The sequence below is a fragment of the Microbulbifer weihaiensis genome, assembly GCF_048323715.1.
GTDB lineage: Bacteria > Pseudomonadota > Gammaproteobacteria > Pseudomonadales > Cellvibrionaceae > Microbulbifer.
The window spans coordinates 38668-56934 of sequence record NZ_JBLWFL010000002.1; the positions used below are offsets into that span (position 1 = coordinate 38668).

Genomic DNA, 18267 nt, shown 5'->3' on the forward strand with positions numbered 1-18267 from the left:
ATGCGAGGGGATACAGGTGGTAAGCCAGACGCCTTTCTGGCTGCGCAAGCGGCTTGAGGAAATGACCGAGGCGGAGTGGGAGTCTCTTTGTGACGGCTGCGGCCGCTGTTGTCTGCACCGGTTGGAAGATGAAGATACCGGCGAGGTTTATACTACCTGCGTTTCGTGTCGCTTGCTGGACACGCATAGCTGTCGCTGCACCAACTACCCGCAGCGTAAACAGCATGTCCCGGACTGCATACAGCTCCGGCCTGCAGATTTAGCAACATTTACCTGGCTCCCTGTGACCTGTGCCTATCGAACCCTCGCCGAAGGCCGGCCACTGGCCAGCTGGCATCCGTTGATATCAGGGGATCCCAACTCTGTGCATGAGGCGGGTATTTCGGTGCAGGATAAAGTGATCAGTGAAGAGAATGTGGACCCGGATGATTACGAAGATCACATCGTCACCTGGGTTGGGGATGAATAATCAAAAGAGCATGTTAAGCGAACACTATGGTTGAAGAATTTAAATTGGCGTGGCTTATCTACGTCGGTGGGGTCATCGTGCTGCTGGCCTCCGGCTGGTGGTTTATGCGCAACTGGCGCTGGTCCTGGTTGCGCTACCTGATCCTGCTGGAAGCGGCAGTTGTATTGCTGGTACCGGCGCGGGGCACGGTTGCCGAAGCTCCGCCAATCCCGCTGTTGCCCCTATTTGCGTATCAAATGGTGTTTGAAGAGGACGGCGCGACCCCCGAGGTGTCGGCCAGCTTGGTGTTTGCCGCAGGTGGGGCCTTCGCCGTGATGCTGGCGATTGGCATCGTTATGCTGGTCATGCACCGGCGCAAAGATCGTCGCATGACAGAAAGCGACCAGTATTAACCTGATAGTCAGAACTGACTACTGGTTCTGATTCTTCCCTGCCGGCCGATCCTTCTCAGGGCGCGGGAAACCGCGCCAATCCTTCCCTCCTTTCCTGTTTCTGCCCCACTGGTACAGGGGGCAGCTGCTATATCTAATAGAGCCTGTTCCGGGCCATGTTGTCACGATGCAACCGGTGGATCGATACAGTGGTTTACCAGTCAGCCTTCGTTGATGGTGCGGGCAGGCACTGACAAAGCAAGAATCAGACAAAACACACAAGGTGCCGGATAGGGCATTGGTTGTGCGACTGACGAAGGGACAGGGATGCTCGACCATCTGTTAATTCTGACTGCCGTGATGTTGGTATCCGGCATCCTCGGTGGCCTGGTGAACTACTACCAGATGCTGTTTACGGAAGAGGATCCTGCCGGTCTCGCCCGCTGCCTCATCATGGGCCTGTGCGGCGCCCTGATGGTGCCCATTTTCCTGAAGTTTACCCAGAGTGACCTCCTGATCGAGATTCAGGGGGATCCCTCGCGCCTGTTGATTTTCACCGGTTATTGCCTGCTGGCGGCCATTGCTTCACGTATGTTCGTGTTCAATGCGGCGCGGCGTCAGCTGCGGGATGCGAGTATTGCGCGCGCCCGGGTAGAGAACCTGGAGCAGGAGATTCGGGCCATGCAGCTCGAGATGATGCCGCTCCTGGAGCATGAAATTGAGGGTGACCCGGATCAGGGGCCGACGCTGGATTTCAACCAGATCCGCAAGCTCGATGACAATGCCTTGCATGTACTCAGCCTCTTGAACAACGGGGACTGCGTATTCCGCTCCCTGGCAGGCATGGCGCAGGAGGGGGGTATGGAGACCAACTCCGCAGCCCGTGCCCTGAACAGCCTGCTGGTGCTGGAGATGGTCGGCAAGATCCACAGTCATCTCGGAATCCGCTGGTATATCACCGACAAGGGACGGCAGGTGGTACGCCGTCGCCGCGCTCAGGTAGCCTGAGCGCCATATCTTCTCTATAGATCAATTTCCACATCCAAATCCGCTGGCGCGGCTCCCGCGCGCTTGCTGCCGTCATTCAATCTGACAGATTCCGCCTTTGGCGGGACTCCGGCCTTCCTTTACCATGGTGCCATTCCTGATAAACCTATTCCGGAGCGACCATGAAATTCACGGGTACAGACAGTTACGTTGCCACGGACGACCTGCAGATGGCGGTGGACGCGGCAGTCACCCTGCAGCGACCGCTGCTGATCAAGGGGGAGCCTGGCACCGGCAAAACCCTGCTGGCGGAAGAGGTGGCCAGTAGCCTGGGATTGAAGCTGATCCAGTGGCATATCAAATCGACCACCAAAGCACAGCAGGGGCTGTACGAGTACGACGCCGTGTCGCGCCTGCGTGATTCACAGCTGGGGGTCGACAAGGTTCACGATATCGGTAATTACATCAAGAAAGGCAAGCTGTGGGAGGCCTTTGAAGCGGATGAGCGGGTGGTGCTGCTCATCGATGAGATCGATAAAGCCGATATCGAGTTTCCCAATGACCTGCTGGTGGAAATCGATCGCATGCAGTTTTATGTGTACGAAACCGGCGAAACCATTTCAGCCAAACACCGGCCGATTGTGATCATCACTTCGAATAATGAGAAAGAACTGCCGGATGCGTTCCTGCGCCGCTGCTTCTTTCACTACATCAGCTTCCCGGATCGGGCAACCATGCACAAAATCGTGGATGTCCACTATCCCGATATCAAGAAAACCCTGGTGGCTGAGGCCATGGACATTTTCTTCCAGATCCGCGATGTTCCGGGTCTCAAGAAAAAACCCTCGACTTCCGAGCTGATCGACTGGCTGAAACTGCTGATGGCGGACGACATTTCTGAAGAGGTGCTGCGCAATCGCGATACCTCCTCGGCGATTCCTCCTCTCTACGGGGCATTGCTGAAAAACGAGCAGGATGTGCATATGCTCGAGCGCCTGGCGTTTATGGCGCGCCGGGAGAATCGCTAAGTCCACCCCTGTAGGCGCCTGCCGGTAAGCGAGTAATTCCAAGTTGCTCGCTTGCACGCAGGCTCCTGCAAGTACCATCTAACACCCCGGGGAAACCCAATGCTCATCGGATTTTTCCTGAACTTACGCCGCTATAACCTGCCGGTTTCCATTACCGAGTTACTCTCGTTGCTGGAAGCTTTGCAGCAGCGACTGGTGTATGCCAACCTGGATGAATTCTACTTCCTGGCCCGTACCTGCCTGATCAAGGATGAGAAACATTTCGACAAGTTCGATCGCGCGTTCGCGGCGTATTTCAATGACCTCGAGACCCTCGATGACGTTCTCCAGCAGCTTATACCGGAAGACTGGCTGCGGGCAGAGTTTGTCAAGCAGCTGACGGAAGAGGAAAAAGCAAAAATTGAATCACTCGGCGGTCTGGAAAAACTGCTGGAGGAATTCAAAAAACGACTGGAAGAGCAGAAAGAACGCCACAGCGGGGGCAATCGCTGGATCGGCACCGGGGGAACCAGCCCGTTTGGAAACAGCGGTTATCACCCGGGTGGCATTCGCGTGGGCGGGCAGAGCCGCAACAAGTCCGCCTCCAAGGTGTGGGAAAAGCGCCAGTACCGCAACCTGGACGACAGCATCAGCCTGGGCACCCGCAATATTCAGGTGGCGTTGCGCAAACTGCGCAAGTTTGCCCGCACGGGCGCGGCCGAGGAGCTGGATCTCGACAAAACCATTTCTTCCACGGCGCGCAATGCGGGCCTGCTGGATATCAAAATGGTGCCCGAGCGGCACAATGCGGTGAAAGTGCTGATATTTTTTGATGTGGGCGGTTCCATGGATCCCTACGTCAAGCAGTGTGAAGAGCTGTTCTCGGCCTGTCGCAGTGAGTTCAAGCACCTGGAGTATTTCTATTTCCACAACTTCATTTACGAACACGTGTGGAAGGACAACCAGCGTCGCTACAGCGAGTCCACGCCGCTGCTCGAAGTACTGCGTACCTACGGCAAGGATTACAAGGTGATTTTTGTCGGCGATGCCTCGATGGCGCCCTACGAAATCAGCAGCCGGTTTGGCAGTGTCGAGCATATGAATGAGGAGCCGGGCGCAGCCTGGATGCAGCGGGTTACGGATACCTATGAAAAACTGATCTGGCTCAATCCCACGGCAGAAGAGTACTGGCAATACACCGCAAGTATCGGTATGACCCAGCGTTTGGTTGACGGGCATATGTACCCGATGACCATTGAAGGCTTGGATAAGGCGATTGCCTATCTGGTGAAGGGGCGCTGAGGAAGCGTTTTGAAAACCTGGCCGCGGACGCCTTGTCTTCTTATCACGGTGTTTGGGCATCAAAGTGAAAAATACTCCCCACGGAATGGGGCCCGAAGTACATCCGTTGTAACGGGCGGCAGCACTACCCGGTAGCGCTGCCGCCTCGTACTTTTCAGAGAATCATATCACTCGCCAAATTTCCGTTGCGGTGCACCCTCGTGATCAGCGGTAATACTGAATTCTTTCTTGGTGGTGTCTTTCAGCACCGTATTTTCCTCTTCGGCACCATGCATCCAGTCCACCAGTTTTTCGCGCAGGAAGAACAGGATGATCCCCGCCGCAATCGCTGCAATTGCCACACCGCCAAACGTCGCGAGGGGGCCGGATTCGCCGACGAGCTTACCGATTTCCGCAGCACCTTTGTTGGCGATACCGATAAACGCAAACCACAGTCCCATCATCAGTGACAGGTAGCGTAACGGAGAGAGCTTGGTGACCATCGACAGGCCGATGGGGGAAAGGCACAGCTCACCGATGGTGTGGAAAATGTAGGCGACCACCAGCCACCAGGGGCTCGCCTTGGCGGTTTCCGAGTCACCAATCTGCAACGCTGCGCCCACCATGGACACGAAGCCGAGGCCGAGGAAAATCAGGCCGAGGCTGAACTTCGCCGGTGAGCTGGGTTCGCGCGATCCCAGTCCCACCCAGATGCTCGCCACTATGGGGGCGAGAATGATGATGAACAGCGGGTTTACCATCTGCAGCCAGCTGGCCGGAATTTCAAATCCGAAGATGTGCAGGTCGGTATTGTATTTGGCGAACAGGTTCATGGAGCCGGCCGCCTGCTCAAACCCGGCCCAGAAAATCACGGTAAACAGGCCCAGGATCAGGATTACCTTGATACGGTCCCGTTCTTCCAGAGTGAGAGGACGTTTTTTCTCTTCTGCGCCCAGGTTCGGGGTGAGGCCAAGTTTGGCGGAGGGCTGATTGCCTATTTCGCCGAGAAACTTGTCGGACTGGGTCATTTGCAGAATCAGGCCCAGCAGCATGCCGAGTCCTGCCACCACAAAGGCCAGCTGGTAATCCACTTTCTCGCCGATCCAGCCAATGACCAGGTAACCGAGGATGGAGCCCAGGTTGATCCCCATGTAAAAAATCGTGAACGCGGTGTCCCGGCGTTTGTCACCTTCCTCGTAGAGATCGCCGACCATGGTGGAAATGTTCGGCTTGAAAAAGCCGTTACCGATGATCATCAGGGCCAGGCCCAGCCACAACATGTACAGCTCGGTGCCGTCGGGCAGCCACTTGTGGGGGAAGCCCATGGCAAATTGCCCAAGCATCATCAGTACGCCGCCGAACATGATGCAGCGTCGCTGGCCCCAGACATTGTCCGCCATCCAGCCACCGATAATCGGCGTGAGATACACCAGCATGGCGTACCAGCCAAGGTAACTGAGAGCCTTCGACTGGAGCTCGGTATCCGACAGATGCTCCCAGCCGAAAACGGCTGCAGTGGCGGCTGAGGTCAGGTAGAACACGAAGATACCGCGCATGCCGTAGTAGCTCAGGCGCTCCCACATCTCGGTACCGAACAACAGAAACAGGCCTTTGGGGTGGCCGAGCATCTCCCCGGCGGCTGCCGGGGGTTTTGGCTTGAGGTCTTGCATGGGGTTCCTCTCGCTGGCGCCAGACGATGTCACGCTGTCTGTAATTGGGAAACTGTCGCGCTTTGGCCTCGAATCCGGGGTTGTAATGCGCGTCATTGCCCTGAGTATAGGTCACGAGTAACGCCTGCAAGTGTAGGGACACACGCGAGCAGTCCCAGCAGGTATAATCGCCCGTTTGTCGTTTTTTACCGAATCAGTAGTCACGCATGAGCCAAGATCCATCCCGCCAGTCGCTTCAGCAGGTCGCCCAGCAGGCCCTCCAACAGATGGAAGCGCAGATAGACCTGTGTATGGGGGGAGATCGCTTTCGCCTGAGTAAAAGCCTCGCCAATGCGCGGCGGCGCCTCAAGGAAGGCAAGCCGGCCGATCACATGCTGGCACAACTGCAAGAGCAGGTGGCGCAGTCGCTGGCCCTGGCCGAGGCGCGCCGGGCCAAGCTGCCAAAGGTGGAGTGGCCGGAAGGGCTGCCAGTGGTGGCTCGCCGCGAGGAAATTGCCGGGCTCATCGCAGAGCACCAGGTGGTCGTGGTGGCCGGTGAAACGGGTTCCGGTAAAACGACCCAGCTGCCGAAAATCTGCCTGGAGCTGGGGCGCGGTATTTTCGGGCAGATTGGCCATACCCAGCCGCGCAGGATTGCCGCACGCACGGTGGCCAACCGCATCGCCGAAGAACTGGGGCAATCGCTCGGGGATTCGGTGGGGTATCAGGTGCGCTTTACCGACCAGAGCACCGAGCACACCCATATCAAGCTGATGACCGACGGTATCCTGCTGGCGGAAATCCAGCGCGATCCGCTGCTGAATAAATACGATACCCTGATCATCGACGAGGCCCATGAACGCAGCCTCAACATCGATTTCCTGCTGGGCTACCTGAAGACCATCCTGCCCAAGCGGCCGGATCTCAAACTGATCATCACGTCGGCCACCATCGACCTGGAAAAGTTTTCCCGGCACTTTGGCGATGCGCCGATTATCGAAGTCTCCGGGCGTACCTTCCCGGTGGAAATCCACTACCGGCCGCCGGCGGATTCGGATGCAGATCTCAACGAGCAGGTCATCACTGCGGTTGAGGAATTGCTGCAGGAGGAGAAGGCTTCACCGCGCCGCGGCGGCGACATACTGGTATTCATGAGTGGCGAGCGGGAAATTCGCGAGTGCGCCAAAGCGCTGCGCGATGCACAGCTCCCTCACATCGATGTCTTGCCGCTGTACGCGCGCCTGAGCCTGGCGGAGCAGAGCAAGGTGTTCGCACCGCACAAGGGGCGCCGGATCGTGCTTGCCACCAACGTGGCGGAAACCTCGATCACCGTGCCCGGCATCCGCTATGTCATCGACCCGGGTACCGCGCGGATCAGCCGCTACAGCTACCGCAGCAAGATCCAGCGGCTGCCGGTGGAGGCGGTTTCGCAAGCCAGTGCCAACCAGCGCGCGGGCCGCTGTGGGCGTGTCAGTGCCGGTGTTTGCGTGCGCCTGTACGAGGAGAGCGATTTCCTGCAGCGCCCCGAATTTACCGACGCGGAAATCCTGCGCACCAACCTGGCCGCCGTCATCCTGCAGATGCTGCAGTTGCGGATTGGCGACATTCGGGATTTCCCGTTCGTGGACCCGCCGGATCAGCGCCTGATTAACGACGGTTACAGCCTGCTGCAGGAACTCGAGGCGGTGGATAGCCGGGGCAAGGTCACAGCCCTCGGGCGCGCGCTCTCGCGCCTGCCACTGGATCCGCGACTCGGCCGCATGCTGCTGGAGTCCGGACCGGCAGGCAGCCTGCGCGAAGTACTGATCATCGTCAGCGCCCTGGCCGTGCAGGATCCCCGTGAGCGGCCGGCGGAAAAGCGTCAGGCTTCGGATGAAAAGCACAAACAGTGGCTGCACGAGCAGTCCGACTTCCTGACACTGGTCAACCTGTGGGACGGCTTTGAAGCCCAGCGCCAGGAGCTCAGCCAGAACCAGCTGCGCAAGTGGTGCCAGAAGAACTACCTGTCGTGGCAGCGCCTGCGGGAGTGGCGGGACATTCACCATCAATTGCGTTTGGCGATCCGCGACCTGAACCTGGCGATGAACAAGGAGCCGGCCAATTACACCAGTGTGCACAAGGCGATACTGCCGGGCCTGCTGGGCAACATCGGTGTGCGGGATGAAAACAGGGAGTTTCTTGGCTGCCGCAATCGCCGGTTCCATATTTTCCCCGGTTCCGGGCAGTTCAAGAAACCGCCGCAGTGGGTGGTGGCGGCGCAGCTGTTGGAAACGAGCCGGCTGTACGCGCACACGGTTGCGAAAATCGAGCCCGAATGGGTGCTGGCCTGCTCCGATCACCTGGTGAAACGCCACTATTTCGAACCCCACTACAGCCCGCGCTCAGGGGCGGTGATGGCGTTCGAGAAAGTGACGCTCTACGGACTGGTGCTGGTCGATAAACAGCGCATTCATTTCGGCAAGCTGGATCCAAAAGTCGCGCGCGAGGTATTTATCCGCGAGGCGCTGGTAGAGCGCCGTTATCGGGGCAAGGGCAAGTTCTTTAAACACTACGGCGACCTGCTGGAGGAGCTCGAAGACCTGGAGGCCAAGTCCCGGCGCCGGGATATCGTGGTGGACGATGAAGTGGTCTACCGCTTTTTCGACGAGCGTGTACCGGCAGAAATCGTCAACCTTGCCGGGTTTGAAAAATGGCGCAAACGCGCCGAGGAAAAAGATCCCGAGCTGTTGTTCATTCCGCGGGAACTGATGATGCAGCAGGATGCTGGACACGTGGGGGAAGCGCAGTTTCCCGATCACCTGAGCAGTGGCGGCATCGAATACCCGTTGAGCTACCACTTTGAGCCGGGCAGTGCGGAAGACGGCGTGAGCATTCTGGTTCCGGTGGGCGCCCTGCACCAGACGCCGGCGGCGCGCCTGCAGTGGGTTGTACCGGGCATATTGCGGGATAAATGTATCGCACTGGTGAAAGGCTTGCCGAAACAGTACCGCAAGCATTTCGTACCGGTTCCCGCCGCTGTGGACAAGGCGCTGCCGCGCATGCAGGCGGGCAACACGCCCCTGTGGCAGTCGCTCGCGCACGAACTCAAACGACAGACCGCGCAGGATATCCCGGAGGATGCCTGGCAGACCGCAGAGCAGGGGCTGGAAGACTTTTACCGCTTCAATATCCAGGTACTGGATGAAAATGGCAAACTGCTGGACCAGGGACGCGACCTGACTGAGCTGCAGGTGCGCTACCGGGATCGGGTGCAGCAGGAGCTGGCCAGTGCCGGGGACGACTTCGAACGCACCGGCATCACCGCCTGGGATTTCGGTGACCTGCCGCTTTCCCATCAGCTCGATCAGGGCGGACTCAAGGTGCGGGCTTACCCGGCGTTAATTGCCGGCAAAGACAGTGTCGACCTCAAGTTACTGGATAACCCGGAAGAAGCGCGGTGCCTGACCCGGGCCGGTATCTGCCGGCTGGCAATCCTGCATCTGCCCGAGCCGGTGAAATATCTGCGCAAGGAGCTGCTCAAGGGCAAAGAATTGGGGCTGAGCGCGGCGGATCTCGGGCGGCGGGAGGAGGTTGCCGACGATATCCTGATGGCCGCGGTGCGCGAGTGTTTCTGGCGAGACGAAAACTGGCCGCGCACCCAGGCAGACTTTGTCGCCGCACTGGAAAAACGCGAGCAGCTGGTCGCCGTCGCGCAGGAAATTGCCGACGTTCTGCTAAAGGTGCTGGCCCAGTTGGTGCCGCTGCGCAAGCAGATCAAGCAGCAGAAGAACCTGGCGGTGGCACTGGCAGTGGCGGATATCAACCGCCAGCTCAGCGGGCTTTTCTTCCGCGGTTTCCTGTTTTTGACGCCCCTGGACTGGCTGCGTCAGTACGGACGTTACCTAAAGGGCATCGAGTTGCGCCTCGAGAAGGCTGCACTCGACCCGAATCGGGATCGCCGCCTGACTGCAGAGTTACAGGATGCCCTGGAGCCCTACGAGGCCATGGTGGCCAAGATCGGCGGGGGCGATGCGCCGCTGCTACTGGCGGGTGATCCGGAGCTTGTGGAGTACCGCTGGACACTGGAGGAGTTTCGCATTTCCCTGTTTGCGCAGACACTCAAGACCCTGATGCCGGTCTCGGCCAAACGCCTGCGCAAGAGCTGGGCGGAGCTTATTGCTGCCCGCACCTGATTGATTGCGCGTGGCGGCTGGAAGCCTGACAGCGCTGACAAAAGCGTTAATACATCGTGTTCGCTGTAATAAAGCTGGTTGATCCTGCGACTCATGGTTGCTCGGAGTCACAAAACGGGCAAAGATCAGCGGATTGGCGCTGCGCTATAGAACCTGGCGCCGGCTCTGCTGGTCTCAACTCAACACCATTCCCCGCTCTGCTAACTATAATGCGGGAGCGGCGGATTTCGCGCCGCCGGGGTGTTATTACCACTATCCAAACTGGAGAACTGCCATGACCAAGAAAAACCTGCCTCTGGCCGCTGCCGTGGGTGCTGCATTCCTGGCTTCCGCATCCATTAGCGTCACGACTTCCGCCAACCCTTTTGCCGCCGAGGAGCTCTCTTCCGGCTATAACCTGGCCATGGCCGACGACGATAAAAAGAAAGAAGGTAAATGCGGCGAAGGCAAGTGTGGCGAAGACAAAATGAAAGAGGGTAAATGCGGCGAAGGTAAGTGCGGCGAAGACAAGAAGAAAGAAGGTAAATGCGGCGAAGGCAAGTGTGGCGAAGACAAAATGAAAGAAGGTAAGTCTGCCGAAGGTAAGTGCGGCGAAGGTAAAAAGAAAGAGGGCACTTGCGGCGCTTGAGCCGGTGCTCTTTTTTAAGCGCAAGCGGCAGCCCGGTATCGGGTTGCCCTTTGGCACAACAATAATGGCAGGCGGCCACTTTAGGCGATTATGGTGAACACACAGCGGCCTTATCCCGTGCACGGCGCAGGGCTCGGCCTTCGTCGCGCAATGATGGGGGAGACGATTTCCCCGGAGCACGTGGATTTTCTCGAGGTGGCACCGGAAAACTGGATTGGCGTAGGTGGCCGTCTGGGGCGCTGGCTTCGGGCGCATACCGAGCGCTTTCCATTTGTGATTCACGGCCTTTCGCTGTCTATCGGATCCCCGGCGCCCCTTGATGAAATGCTCGTGCGCGACATCAAAAAGTTCATGCTGGATCACGATATCCGCTGTTACAGCGAGCACCTGAGTTATTGCTCCGATCAGGGGCACCTGTACGATTTGCTGCCCATCCCGTTTACCGAAGAAGCGGTGCACTATGTCGCCGGCCGCATTCGCCGGGTCCAGGATATTCTCGAGCAGCGGATCGCCATGGAAAATGTGTCCTACTATGCCGCTCCGGGGCAGGAGATGAGTGAGCTGGCCTTTCTCAATGCCGTGCTGGAAGAGGCAGATTGCGACCTGCTGCTGGATGTGAACAACATTTACGTCAATGCCATCAATCACCACTATGATCCGGAGGCATTCCTGTGCGGCCTGCCCGCAGAACGGATTCGCTACGCGCACATTGCAGGCCACTTCGACGAAGCGGATGACCTGAAGGTGGATACCCACGGCGCACCGGTGATTGACCCGGTGTGGCAGTTGCTGCAGCGTGCCTATGGCATATTTGGGCCGATCCCCACACTGCTGGAGCGGGATTTCAATATTCCGCCGGTTGCCGAACTGCGCACCGAGGTTGAGCGCATCCGGCAATTTCAGCGGGATGCGGAGTCGGTAGCCGCAGGGCCAGCGGGTGGTGACCAGCTGTCGGGGGCATCGATCCATGTGCGCTGAAAAGACGCAGGGCGAACTCGCGGCGGAAACTGCGCCATTTTGCCGCCTCCAGTACGGCTTTGCCGCCCACCTGCGCGACCCCGATGCTGTTGCTGCGCCTGCAGATATCGAGCCCCGCCGCATGCAAATTTACCGGGACCTGATTTACAACAATATCGAATCCTTTGTGTCTGGCGGTTTCCCCGTACTGCGCAGCCTGTATGACGACAAGCGCTGGCATGCCATGGTGCGGGATTTTGTGCATCGGCATCAGTCGGCCAGTCCCTACTTCCTTGAGATAAGCCAGGAGTTCCTGCAGTACCTGCAAAGCGAGCGCGGAGCAAACCCCGAGAGCGCTGGTGATCCGGCGTTTTTGCTGGAACTTGCGCACTATGAATGGGTCGAACTGGCCCTGGATGTCAGTGACGCTGAATTTCCTCGCGATTTGGTGACGGAAGTCTACGCGGGAGAGGTACTCGACCGGGTACCTGTCGCGTCGCCGCTGGCCTGGAGCCTCAGCTACCGGTACCCGGTACAACGGCTGGGACCGGCCTGTCAGCCCGCCGATCCACCGCAATTACCCACCTTTTTGGTTGTGTATCGGAATCGCGCTGATAAAGTGGCGTTCCTCGAGGCAAACGCTGCCACAGCCCGGCTGTTGCAGTTGATCGAAGAATCGGCGGGAAGCGGGTTGACCGGCCGCCAGCTGCTCAACCAGCTGGCCGGAGAAATTCAGCACCCGGATCCGGATCAGTTTGCACAATTTGGCGCGGAGCTGTTGCTCAAACTGCTGCGCCTGGAGATTCTCGCAGGAGTGCAGCCCGGCTGAAGCCGGGGGGAAGATGCTATTCTGGCAAGTAATCCAGTGGCTCGCGCACAACGTAATTCACCTGCCGGATGGCGGTGCCCCGGGCGGAACTCGATAATTTCCGCTACTCCTCTTCTGGGGAAGGCGGGCCCCGCCTCTGGCCAATTCATAATGCTCGGCGTTAAAATCCTGAAATCGATCGAAAAAATCAGTTTGAACATTCAATTATCCAATGCGAGGAGCAGGGACTTGCTTGTACGCACTCATACTATCGCCTTGATGCTGTCCGGTTTGCTGGCGGCTCCCTTGGCTATGGCGCAGGACGCGTCAGATCCTTTCGGCTCAGATCCCTTTGAAGAGTCGCCAACGCAGGCCCCGGCGGCAACAGAGGAGGCACCTGCCGACCCTGACAGTGCCGGAGGCGAGAACGCCGGCACCGGCGAGGAAGACTCGGCCGCGGAAGTGTCTGCCAGCGACGACTTCGGCTCGGAACTTGAGGACGAATACGGCTTCGACCCTGCGGACGAATTCACCAGTGAAGAAGAACCTGAGGATCGGGATCCCTGGGAAGGCTTCAACCGGGCAATGTTCCGTTTCAACGATACTGCGGATCGCTGGTTTTTGAAGCCTGCGGCCACCAGTTACCGGCAGATAACCCCGATCTTCATGCAGACCGGGGTATCGAACTTTTTCTCCAACCTGTCCGAAGTCAACAACGTCTTTAACGATGTGTTGCAGTGGAAATGGGGCCAGGCAGGCAATGATACCGGCCGCTTCCTGATCAACAGCACGGTCGGCCTGGTCGGCCTGTTTGATGTGGCGCGCCATATGGGACTGGAACCCAGTGACGGCGAAGACTTTGGCCAGACGCTGGCGGTATGGGGCGTGCCCTCCGGCCCGTATCTGGTACTGCCCATGATGGGGCCCTCGACAGTGCGCGATGCACCGGCGAATGTTGTCGAGTGGTACACCAATCCGCTGACATACATTGACGACGAATCCGTGGAGTACACGCTGAAGGTCGTTGACCTGGTGCAGGTTCGTGCCAGCCTGTTGCAGGCGGAGGCCCTGCTGCAGGGCGACAGATACGTGCTGATGCGCGATGCCTACCTGCAGCGACGGGAATTCCTGATCAAAGACGGTGAAACTGAAGATGACTTCGGTGGCGACATGGATGAGTACGATTTCTAAAGTGTTCGCCCCGACACCGGTACCCGCAGTCGCGGTTGCCGGTGTTGGTGCTTTCGGGCACCTTTTGTCGTTGCCAGGTGATGCACATCAGGGAAAGTTATATGCATGAACCGCCGACAATGCCCGAACGCCACGCCCTTCTGCTGACCGGTCCCGGTCAGCCCTCCCGGGAACTGGTGCACTCTGCGCTGGTTCGCCTCGGATACTCCGTAACCGCTGTTGATAGCGGTATAGAAGCCATAGGGCAGTTTTCACCCGGCATGCACGAGTTGGTGGTTACTGACCTGGATCTTCCCGACGTGGGTGGCCTGGAGGTTTTACGCAAGGTTAAGCACCGCTCCCCCGATACTTCGGTTGTCGTACTTGCTTCCAATAGCGAAGTGAATGACGTGGTACAGGCTCTGCGCCTGGGGGCCAGTGATTATCTGCTTACCCCGATCTCCGATGCGGGCGTGATCGATCACGCGTTAACCCGGATCACGGAAGCCCGGGATCTTGCAAAACAGAACCGCGAATACCGCGAAGAACTGGAAATTCGCAATCGCGAGCTGCATGAACACATCGAACTGCTGCAGCGGGATCACGAAGCGGGCCGGCAGTTACAGCAGCACCTGTTGCCGCGCACCCCGTATGACTATCCGGCGGGCATCCAGGCGGAGTACCGGTTGCTGCCATCACTCTACCTGAGTGGCGATTTCATTGATTACGGCCTGTTCGGCGAGCGCTTTATTGCTTTTTACCTGGTGGATGTGTCCGGGCACGGCGTGTCCTCCGCCTTGGTCACGGCCCTGATCAAGCATTCGATCATGCACCTGCTGCGGGAGCGCCCGCTGTTCAGCCAGCTTGATACGATCGATAACGACCTGCTGGATATCCTCAATCTGATCAACGATGAGCTGCGTGGCACCCACCTGGACAAGCACGCGAGCATGTTCGTGGGGGTGGTAGACAGCCGTGCGCGGCAGCTGCATTACGCCGTCGCCGGGCAGGTGCCGATGCCGGCGCTGGTGACGGAAGACGGTGCCCACTGGCTTACCGGCAAAGGGCGCCCGCTGGGGCTGTTTAAAACCGGTGGTTGGGAGGTTCGCCACTGCGCATTGCCTGCCAGCTGGCGACTGGTGGCCTGCTCAGACGGGGTACTGGAGCTGCTGCAAGGCAATTTGTTGAAAAAAGAAGCTGATCTCCTGGCCAAGATCAACCAGAGCCGGGGAGACCTGAATACCCTCTGTGCAGCGCTAAAAGTCGACACCGCCGAATCCTTTCCAGACGACATTACCATCCTCACGCTAAGGCAGAACTAGGCCGGTTTAAGGCCCGGTTTTTGCTAAATATTCTGCAGTTGTATTCATGCGCCGTTCATGGGGGTTGCGGGAGACTGCTGCAGTGGAGGGCAGTTTAGTGACGGGCAAGTCGCAAATATGCTGGCGGTGCTGGTCAAGCGGGCTCTTGTCAGTCGCAGTTGGCAGGAGTAAGCTCCGCCCACTTTAGCGTTGAACTACCCTTGCACAAGGAACTGTGCGCGGCCAAAAGTCGCAAATTTACAATCCCACACCCAAATCGGGGCGAGTGGCACTGAGACGGGTGTGTCTGAGGTTACTATGCAGTCCGGGCAGATAATGGTTGGTGACCACCAGGGCATTTATGTCGTGAAACTGGTGGGCGATGTGCGCCTCAACCTCTGTACTACCTTCGATAGCTACATCAACAAGATGTTCGCTCACGGCGACTTTCGCAGTGTCGTGTTTGACCTGAACGAGGCCGAAGGTGTCGATAGCACGACCCTGGGCCTGTTGGCCAAAATTGCGTTCCGTTGTGAAGAGCGCGGCAAGATGAAGCCGCTGGTTCTCTGTGAGAACCCGGGGTTGATACGCCTCCTGGATTCCATGGGGTTTGAAGAGCTGATGGATATCAATGGCGCGGCCGCGGCGGAGGACGCTTACCCGGTGGAAACGGTAGCCCTGCAATGCAATACGCCGGATGAGCGCGCAGCCCGGGAAATGGTGCTGGAAGCGCACCGCGTGCTGATGAGCATGAACGAACAGAACGCGGAAACATTTCGCGACCTGGTGCATGCACTGGAATCGGAACAGAAGGCCGAACACCCATTGCAGCGCAAGTCGGTAGCCTCCCGCTGACCCCATTCGATTAATTGAGCGAACGCTCTGCCTTTCTTCCTGTCGTAACCGAACGCGCTTGACTGCGCGCTCGGCCTGCCTGTTCTCCGGTCGCACTAACTGCCGGAAATTATCGCAAACAGCGGAATTTCGAGGATCTCAGTTATCCCCCCGGGCCTCCGCGCGTGCGCGCGTAAACAGACCGTGGGGGAGATAGACCAGCTCGGATACACGACGGATAAGGTGTTCCTCAAACGCATCGATTTCCCCATCCGCAAATGCCACCTGCCACATCTGCTTGATGAGCTGGTACTTCTCCTGATCGCTGAAATTATCATTTACCGTCTGGGTAAACTCATACAGCGATGTGGCCTCATTACGCTGTTTCAGGGCGCGCTCGATCATGGCCTGGGCCGTATCAGCATCGAGCTGGTAGTGCTCCTGAAGCAAGTGAACCAACGCAGCATGCTCACTTTCATCCACTTTGTGATCGGCCGTGGCAATTTCAGCGAGCAGGGCTGCGCTGATCATGCGGGCGTCCGTTTCTTCACGAACTTCCACATCCTCACCGCGACCAATCTGTTCAAACAGCTTGCGGATCTTTTGCAGCATGAATAAGGCCCTGTCAGGTATTGAGGGGAATCAGCGCTGTTGTTCCAGCAGTGTCTCCAGCTTCTGTTGATCGGCAACGAAATTGCGAATGCCCTCAGCCAGCTTTTCAGTGGCCATGGCATCGTCATTCAACTGATAGCGGAATTCCGCCTCACTCAGTGCTGTGGTCGGGGCCGGCAGGCTGGCGACTTCACCGGGCAGGCCCGCTGCCAGTGTGCCTTCATCGTCCTGCAGCTCCTGCAGTAATTGCGGGCTGATGGTGAGCTTGTCGCAGCCGGCGAGTGCCTCGATTTCTCCCGTATTACGGAAGCTGGCGCCCATCACGATGGTCTCGTAGCCGCGGGATTTGTAGTAATCGTAGATACTGGCAACCGACAGCACGCCGGGGTCGTCTTCGGCAGTGTAGTCGTTGCGGCCGGTGCTGGCCTTGTACCAGTCCAGGATACGGCCAACGAACGGGGAGATCAGGGTGACCCCGGCTTCGGCACAGGCAACCGCCTGGCACTGGCTGAACAGCAGGGTCAGGTTACATCCGATACCCTCTTTTTCCAGGATCGATGCGGCATGAATGCCTTCCCAGGTTGAAGCCAGCTTGATCAGCACCCGCTCGCGGTTGATGCCTTCCTGCTCGTACAGCGCAATCAGCCGGCGTGCATAGTCGATACTGGCGCGGGTGTCGAAAGACAGCCGTGCGTCCACCTCGGTGGAAACCACGCCCGGGACAATTTTCAGTATTTCGGCACCAATCGCCACCGCCAGTTTCATGGATGCCTGTTGGATGAGATCGCCACCGGCGTTGTGCGCCCACTGGATGGCTGCTTTCAAGTGATCCTGGTACTGGGGCAGCTGCGCGGCCTTCAGGAGAAGTGACGGGTTAGTGGTGGCATCCTGTGGTTGATAGCGGCGGATGGCTTCAATATCTCCGGTATCCGCTACCACCAGACTGCGCTGTTTCAATTGCTCCAGCTTATTCATTCGTGTGTCACTCCCTGGTTATTCTGGTTGCCGCGTCGCTGGCAAGGTTACTGCAAAAATCGATGTCGGTGGCCGGGGGCCGCGTTATGCCGCCACGCTCACCATGGCCAAAGCCTGCTCGAGCACTTCCGGCCCGGCGCCATCGCGGAACGCGTTTTCGCTCAGGTGGCGGCGGAACCGGCGCGCCCCGGGTACCCCCTGAAACAGCCCCAGCATATGCCGGGTAATGTGGTTCAGGCGTCGGCCTTTTGACAGCTCGCGCTCAATGTAGGGCAGCATCGCGGTTACGGCCTCGGCGGGCGTGGGGCCCGGTTCTCCGCCAAACAGGGCGCTGTCGACTTCGGCAAGCAGCCCCGGTGTCTGGTACGCGGCCCGTCCGAGCATAACACCATCCAGTTGCGATAAGTGCGCCTGGCATTCGGCAATGGAGTTGATACCGCCGTTGAGCACAATCTCCAGCTCTGGATAGTCGCGCTTCAGCTGATACACCATGTCGTATTTCAGCGGGGGCACTTCGCGGTTTTCTTTCGGGCTGAGGCCATTCAGCCAGGCTTTGCGCGCGTGCACGATAAAGGTACTGACACCAGCTGCAGCCTGGGCTTCCACAAAGCGGGTGAGGCCGGGGTAGTCTTCCATGTCGTCGATGCCAATCCGGTGCTTGACGGTGACCGGTATGGCAACGGCGCTGCGCATGGCGGCCATGCACTCGGCCACCAGGTCGGGCTCGGCCATCAGGCAGGCGCCAAAGCGGCCTTTTTTCACCCGGTCGCTGGGACAGCCACAGTTGAGGTTCACTTCGCTGTAGCCCCACTCCTCGGCAATCGCTGCACAGCGGGCCAGCTCTTCCGGGTCACTTCCCCCCAGTTGCAGCGCCAGCGGCTGCTCGGCTGCATCGAAGTCCAGGTGGCTCTCGCGGTCGCCATGCAAAATCGCGCCGGTCGTTACCATCTCGGTATACAGCAGGGCCTCTTTCGTCAGCAGCCGCCAGAAATAGCGGCAATGGCGGTCGCTCCAGTCCATCAGTGGAGCGGTGCAGAAGCGGTGAT

At 58.5% G+C, this 18267-nt stretch carries 16 protein-coding genes; 12 read left to right on the top strand and 4 right to left on the bottom strand.

Features of this window, described 5'->3' with window-relative positions; genetic code table 11:
- Positions 1 to 16 precede the first annotated feature (16 nt).
- The 5 genes from ACNKU7_RS03955 (at position 17) to ACNKU7_RS03975 (ending at position 4136) form a co-directional block, all read left to right on the top strand.
- A complete protein-coding gene (locus ACNKU7_RS03955; protein WP_418295668.1) occupies positions 17 to 469 on the top strand; it encodes a YcgN family cysteine cluster protein in 453 nt (150 codons plus the stop codon).
- 26 nt (positions 470 to 495) lie between these two features.
- Complete coding sequence (locus ACNKU7_RS03960) at positions 496 to 861, top strand: hypothetical protein (protein ID WP_418295669.1); 366 nt, start codon at positions 496 to 498, stop codon at positions 859 to 861.
- A 306-nt stretch (positions 862 to 1167) separates the two neighbouring features.
- Positions 1168 to 1848, top strand: a complete 681-nt coding sequence (locus ACNKU7_RS03965; protein ID WP_226663126.1) for a YEATS-associated helix-containing protein — start codon at positions 1168 to 1170, stop codon at positions 1846 to 1848.
- A 161-nt stretch (positions 1849 to 2009) separates the two neighbouring features.
- Complete coding sequence (locus ACNKU7_RS03970) at positions 2010 to 2855, top strand: AAA family ATPase (protein ID WP_418295670.1); 846 nt, start codon at positions 2010 to 2012, stop codon at positions 2853 to 2855.
- A 99-nt stretch (positions 2856 to 2954) separates the two neighbouring features.
- Positions 2955 to 4136, top strand: coding sequence for a vWA domain-containing protein (locus ACNKU7_RS03975; RefSeq protein WP_418295671.1), 1182 nt, complete (start codon positions 2955 to 2957; stop codon positions 4134 to 4136).
- A gap of 167 nt (positions 4137 to 4303) precedes the next feature.
- Here ACNKU7_RS03975 and ACNKU7_RS03980 read toward each other — a convergent pair whose 3' ends face one another.
- Positions 4304 to 5785, bottom strand: a complete 1482-nt coding sequence (locus tag ACNKU7_RS03980) for a peptide MFS transporter (protein WP_418295672.1) — start codon at positions 5783 to 5785, stop codon at positions 4304 to 4306.
- Between the two features lie 206 nt (positions 5786 to 5991).
- Between ACNKU7_RS03980 and hrpA the strand changes: the two genes are divergently transcribed.
- From hrpA to ACNKU7_RS04015, 7 genes are all read left to right on the top strand, one after another.
- On the top strand, positions 5992 to 9936 hold the full coding sequence (hrpA, locus tag ACNKU7_RS03985) for an ATP-dependent RNA helicase HrpA (protein WP_472439824.1): 3945 nt from the start codon (positions 5992 to 5994) through the stop codon (positions 9934 to 9936).
- Between the two features lie 274 nt (positions 9937 to 10210).
- Positions 10211 to 10564 carry an HvfA family oxazolone/thioamide-modified RiPP metallophore gene (locus tag ACNKU7_RS03990; protein ID WP_418295673.1) on the top strand — a complete coding sequence of 118 codons (354 nt, stop codon included), beginning with the start codon at positions 10211 to 10213 and terminating at the stop codon, positions 10562 to 10564.
- A gap of 90 nt (positions 10565 to 10654) precedes the next feature.
- Positions 10655 to 11542: an HvfB family MNIO-type RiPP peptide maturase gene (locus tag ACNKU7_RS03995; RefSeq protein ID WP_418295674.1), complete on the top strand. Its 888-nt coding sequence runs from the start codon at positions 10655 to 10657 to the stop codon at positions 11540 to 11542.
- Positions 11532 to 12350, top strand: coding sequence for an HvfC family RiPP maturation protein (locus ACNKU7_RS04000; protein WP_418295675.1), 819 nt, complete (start codon positions 11532 to 11534; stop codon positions 12348 to 12350). The genes ACNKU7_RS03995 and ACNKU7_RS04000 overlap by 11 nt, the downstream gene beginning before the upstream one ends.
- 228 nt (positions 12351 to 12578) lie before the next feature.
- Positions 12579 to 13520 carry an MlaA family lipoprotein gene (locus ACNKU7_RS04005; protein ID WP_418295676.1) on the top strand — a complete coding sequence of 314 codons (942 nt, stop codon included), beginning with the start codon at positions 12579 to 12581 and terminating at the stop codon, positions 13518 to 13520.
- 119 nt (positions 13521 to 13639) lie between these two features.
- Positions 13640 to 14821 carry a PP2C family protein-serine/threonine phosphatase gene (locus ACNKU7_RS04010; RefSeq protein ID WP_418295677.1) on the top strand — a complete coding sequence of 394 codons (1182 nt, stop codon included), beginning with the start codon at positions 13640 to 13642 and terminating at the stop codon, positions 14819 to 14821.
- A 282-nt stretch (positions 14822 to 15103) separates the two neighbouring features.
- A complete protein-coding gene (locus tag ACNKU7_RS04015; RefSeq protein ID WP_418295678.1) occupies positions 15104 to 15655 on the top strand; it encodes an STAS domain-containing protein in 552 nt (183 codons plus the stop codon).
- Between the two features lie 138 nt (positions 15656 to 15793).
- On the opposite strand, the gene ACNKU7_RS04020 is transcribed toward ACNKU7_RS04015, so the two are convergent.
- The 3 genes from ACNKU7_RS04020 to dusA form a co-directional block, all read right to left on the bottom strand.
- Positions 15794 to 16246 carry a tellurite resistance TerB family protein gene (locus ACNKU7_RS04020; protein WP_418295679.1) on the bottom strand — a complete coding sequence of 151 codons (453 nt, stop codon included), beginning with the start codon at positions 16244 to 16246 and terminating at the stop codon, positions 15794 to 15796.
- Positions 16247 to 16276: 30 nt separating this feature from the next.
- Complete coding sequence (gene tal, locus ACNKU7_RS04025; RefSeq protein ID WP_418295680.1) at positions 16277 to 17221, bottom strand: transaldolase; 945 nt, start codon at positions 17219 to 17221, stop codon at positions 16277 to 16279.
- A gap of 84 nt (positions 17222 to 17305) precedes the next feature.
- Positions 17306 to 18241, bottom strand: coding sequence for a tRNA dihydrouridine(20/20a) synthase DusA (dusA, locus tag ACNKU7_RS04030; protein ID WP_418295681.1), 936 nt, complete (start codon positions 18239 to 18241; stop codon positions 17306 to 17308).
- Positions 18242 to 18267 lie beyond the last annotated feature (26 nt).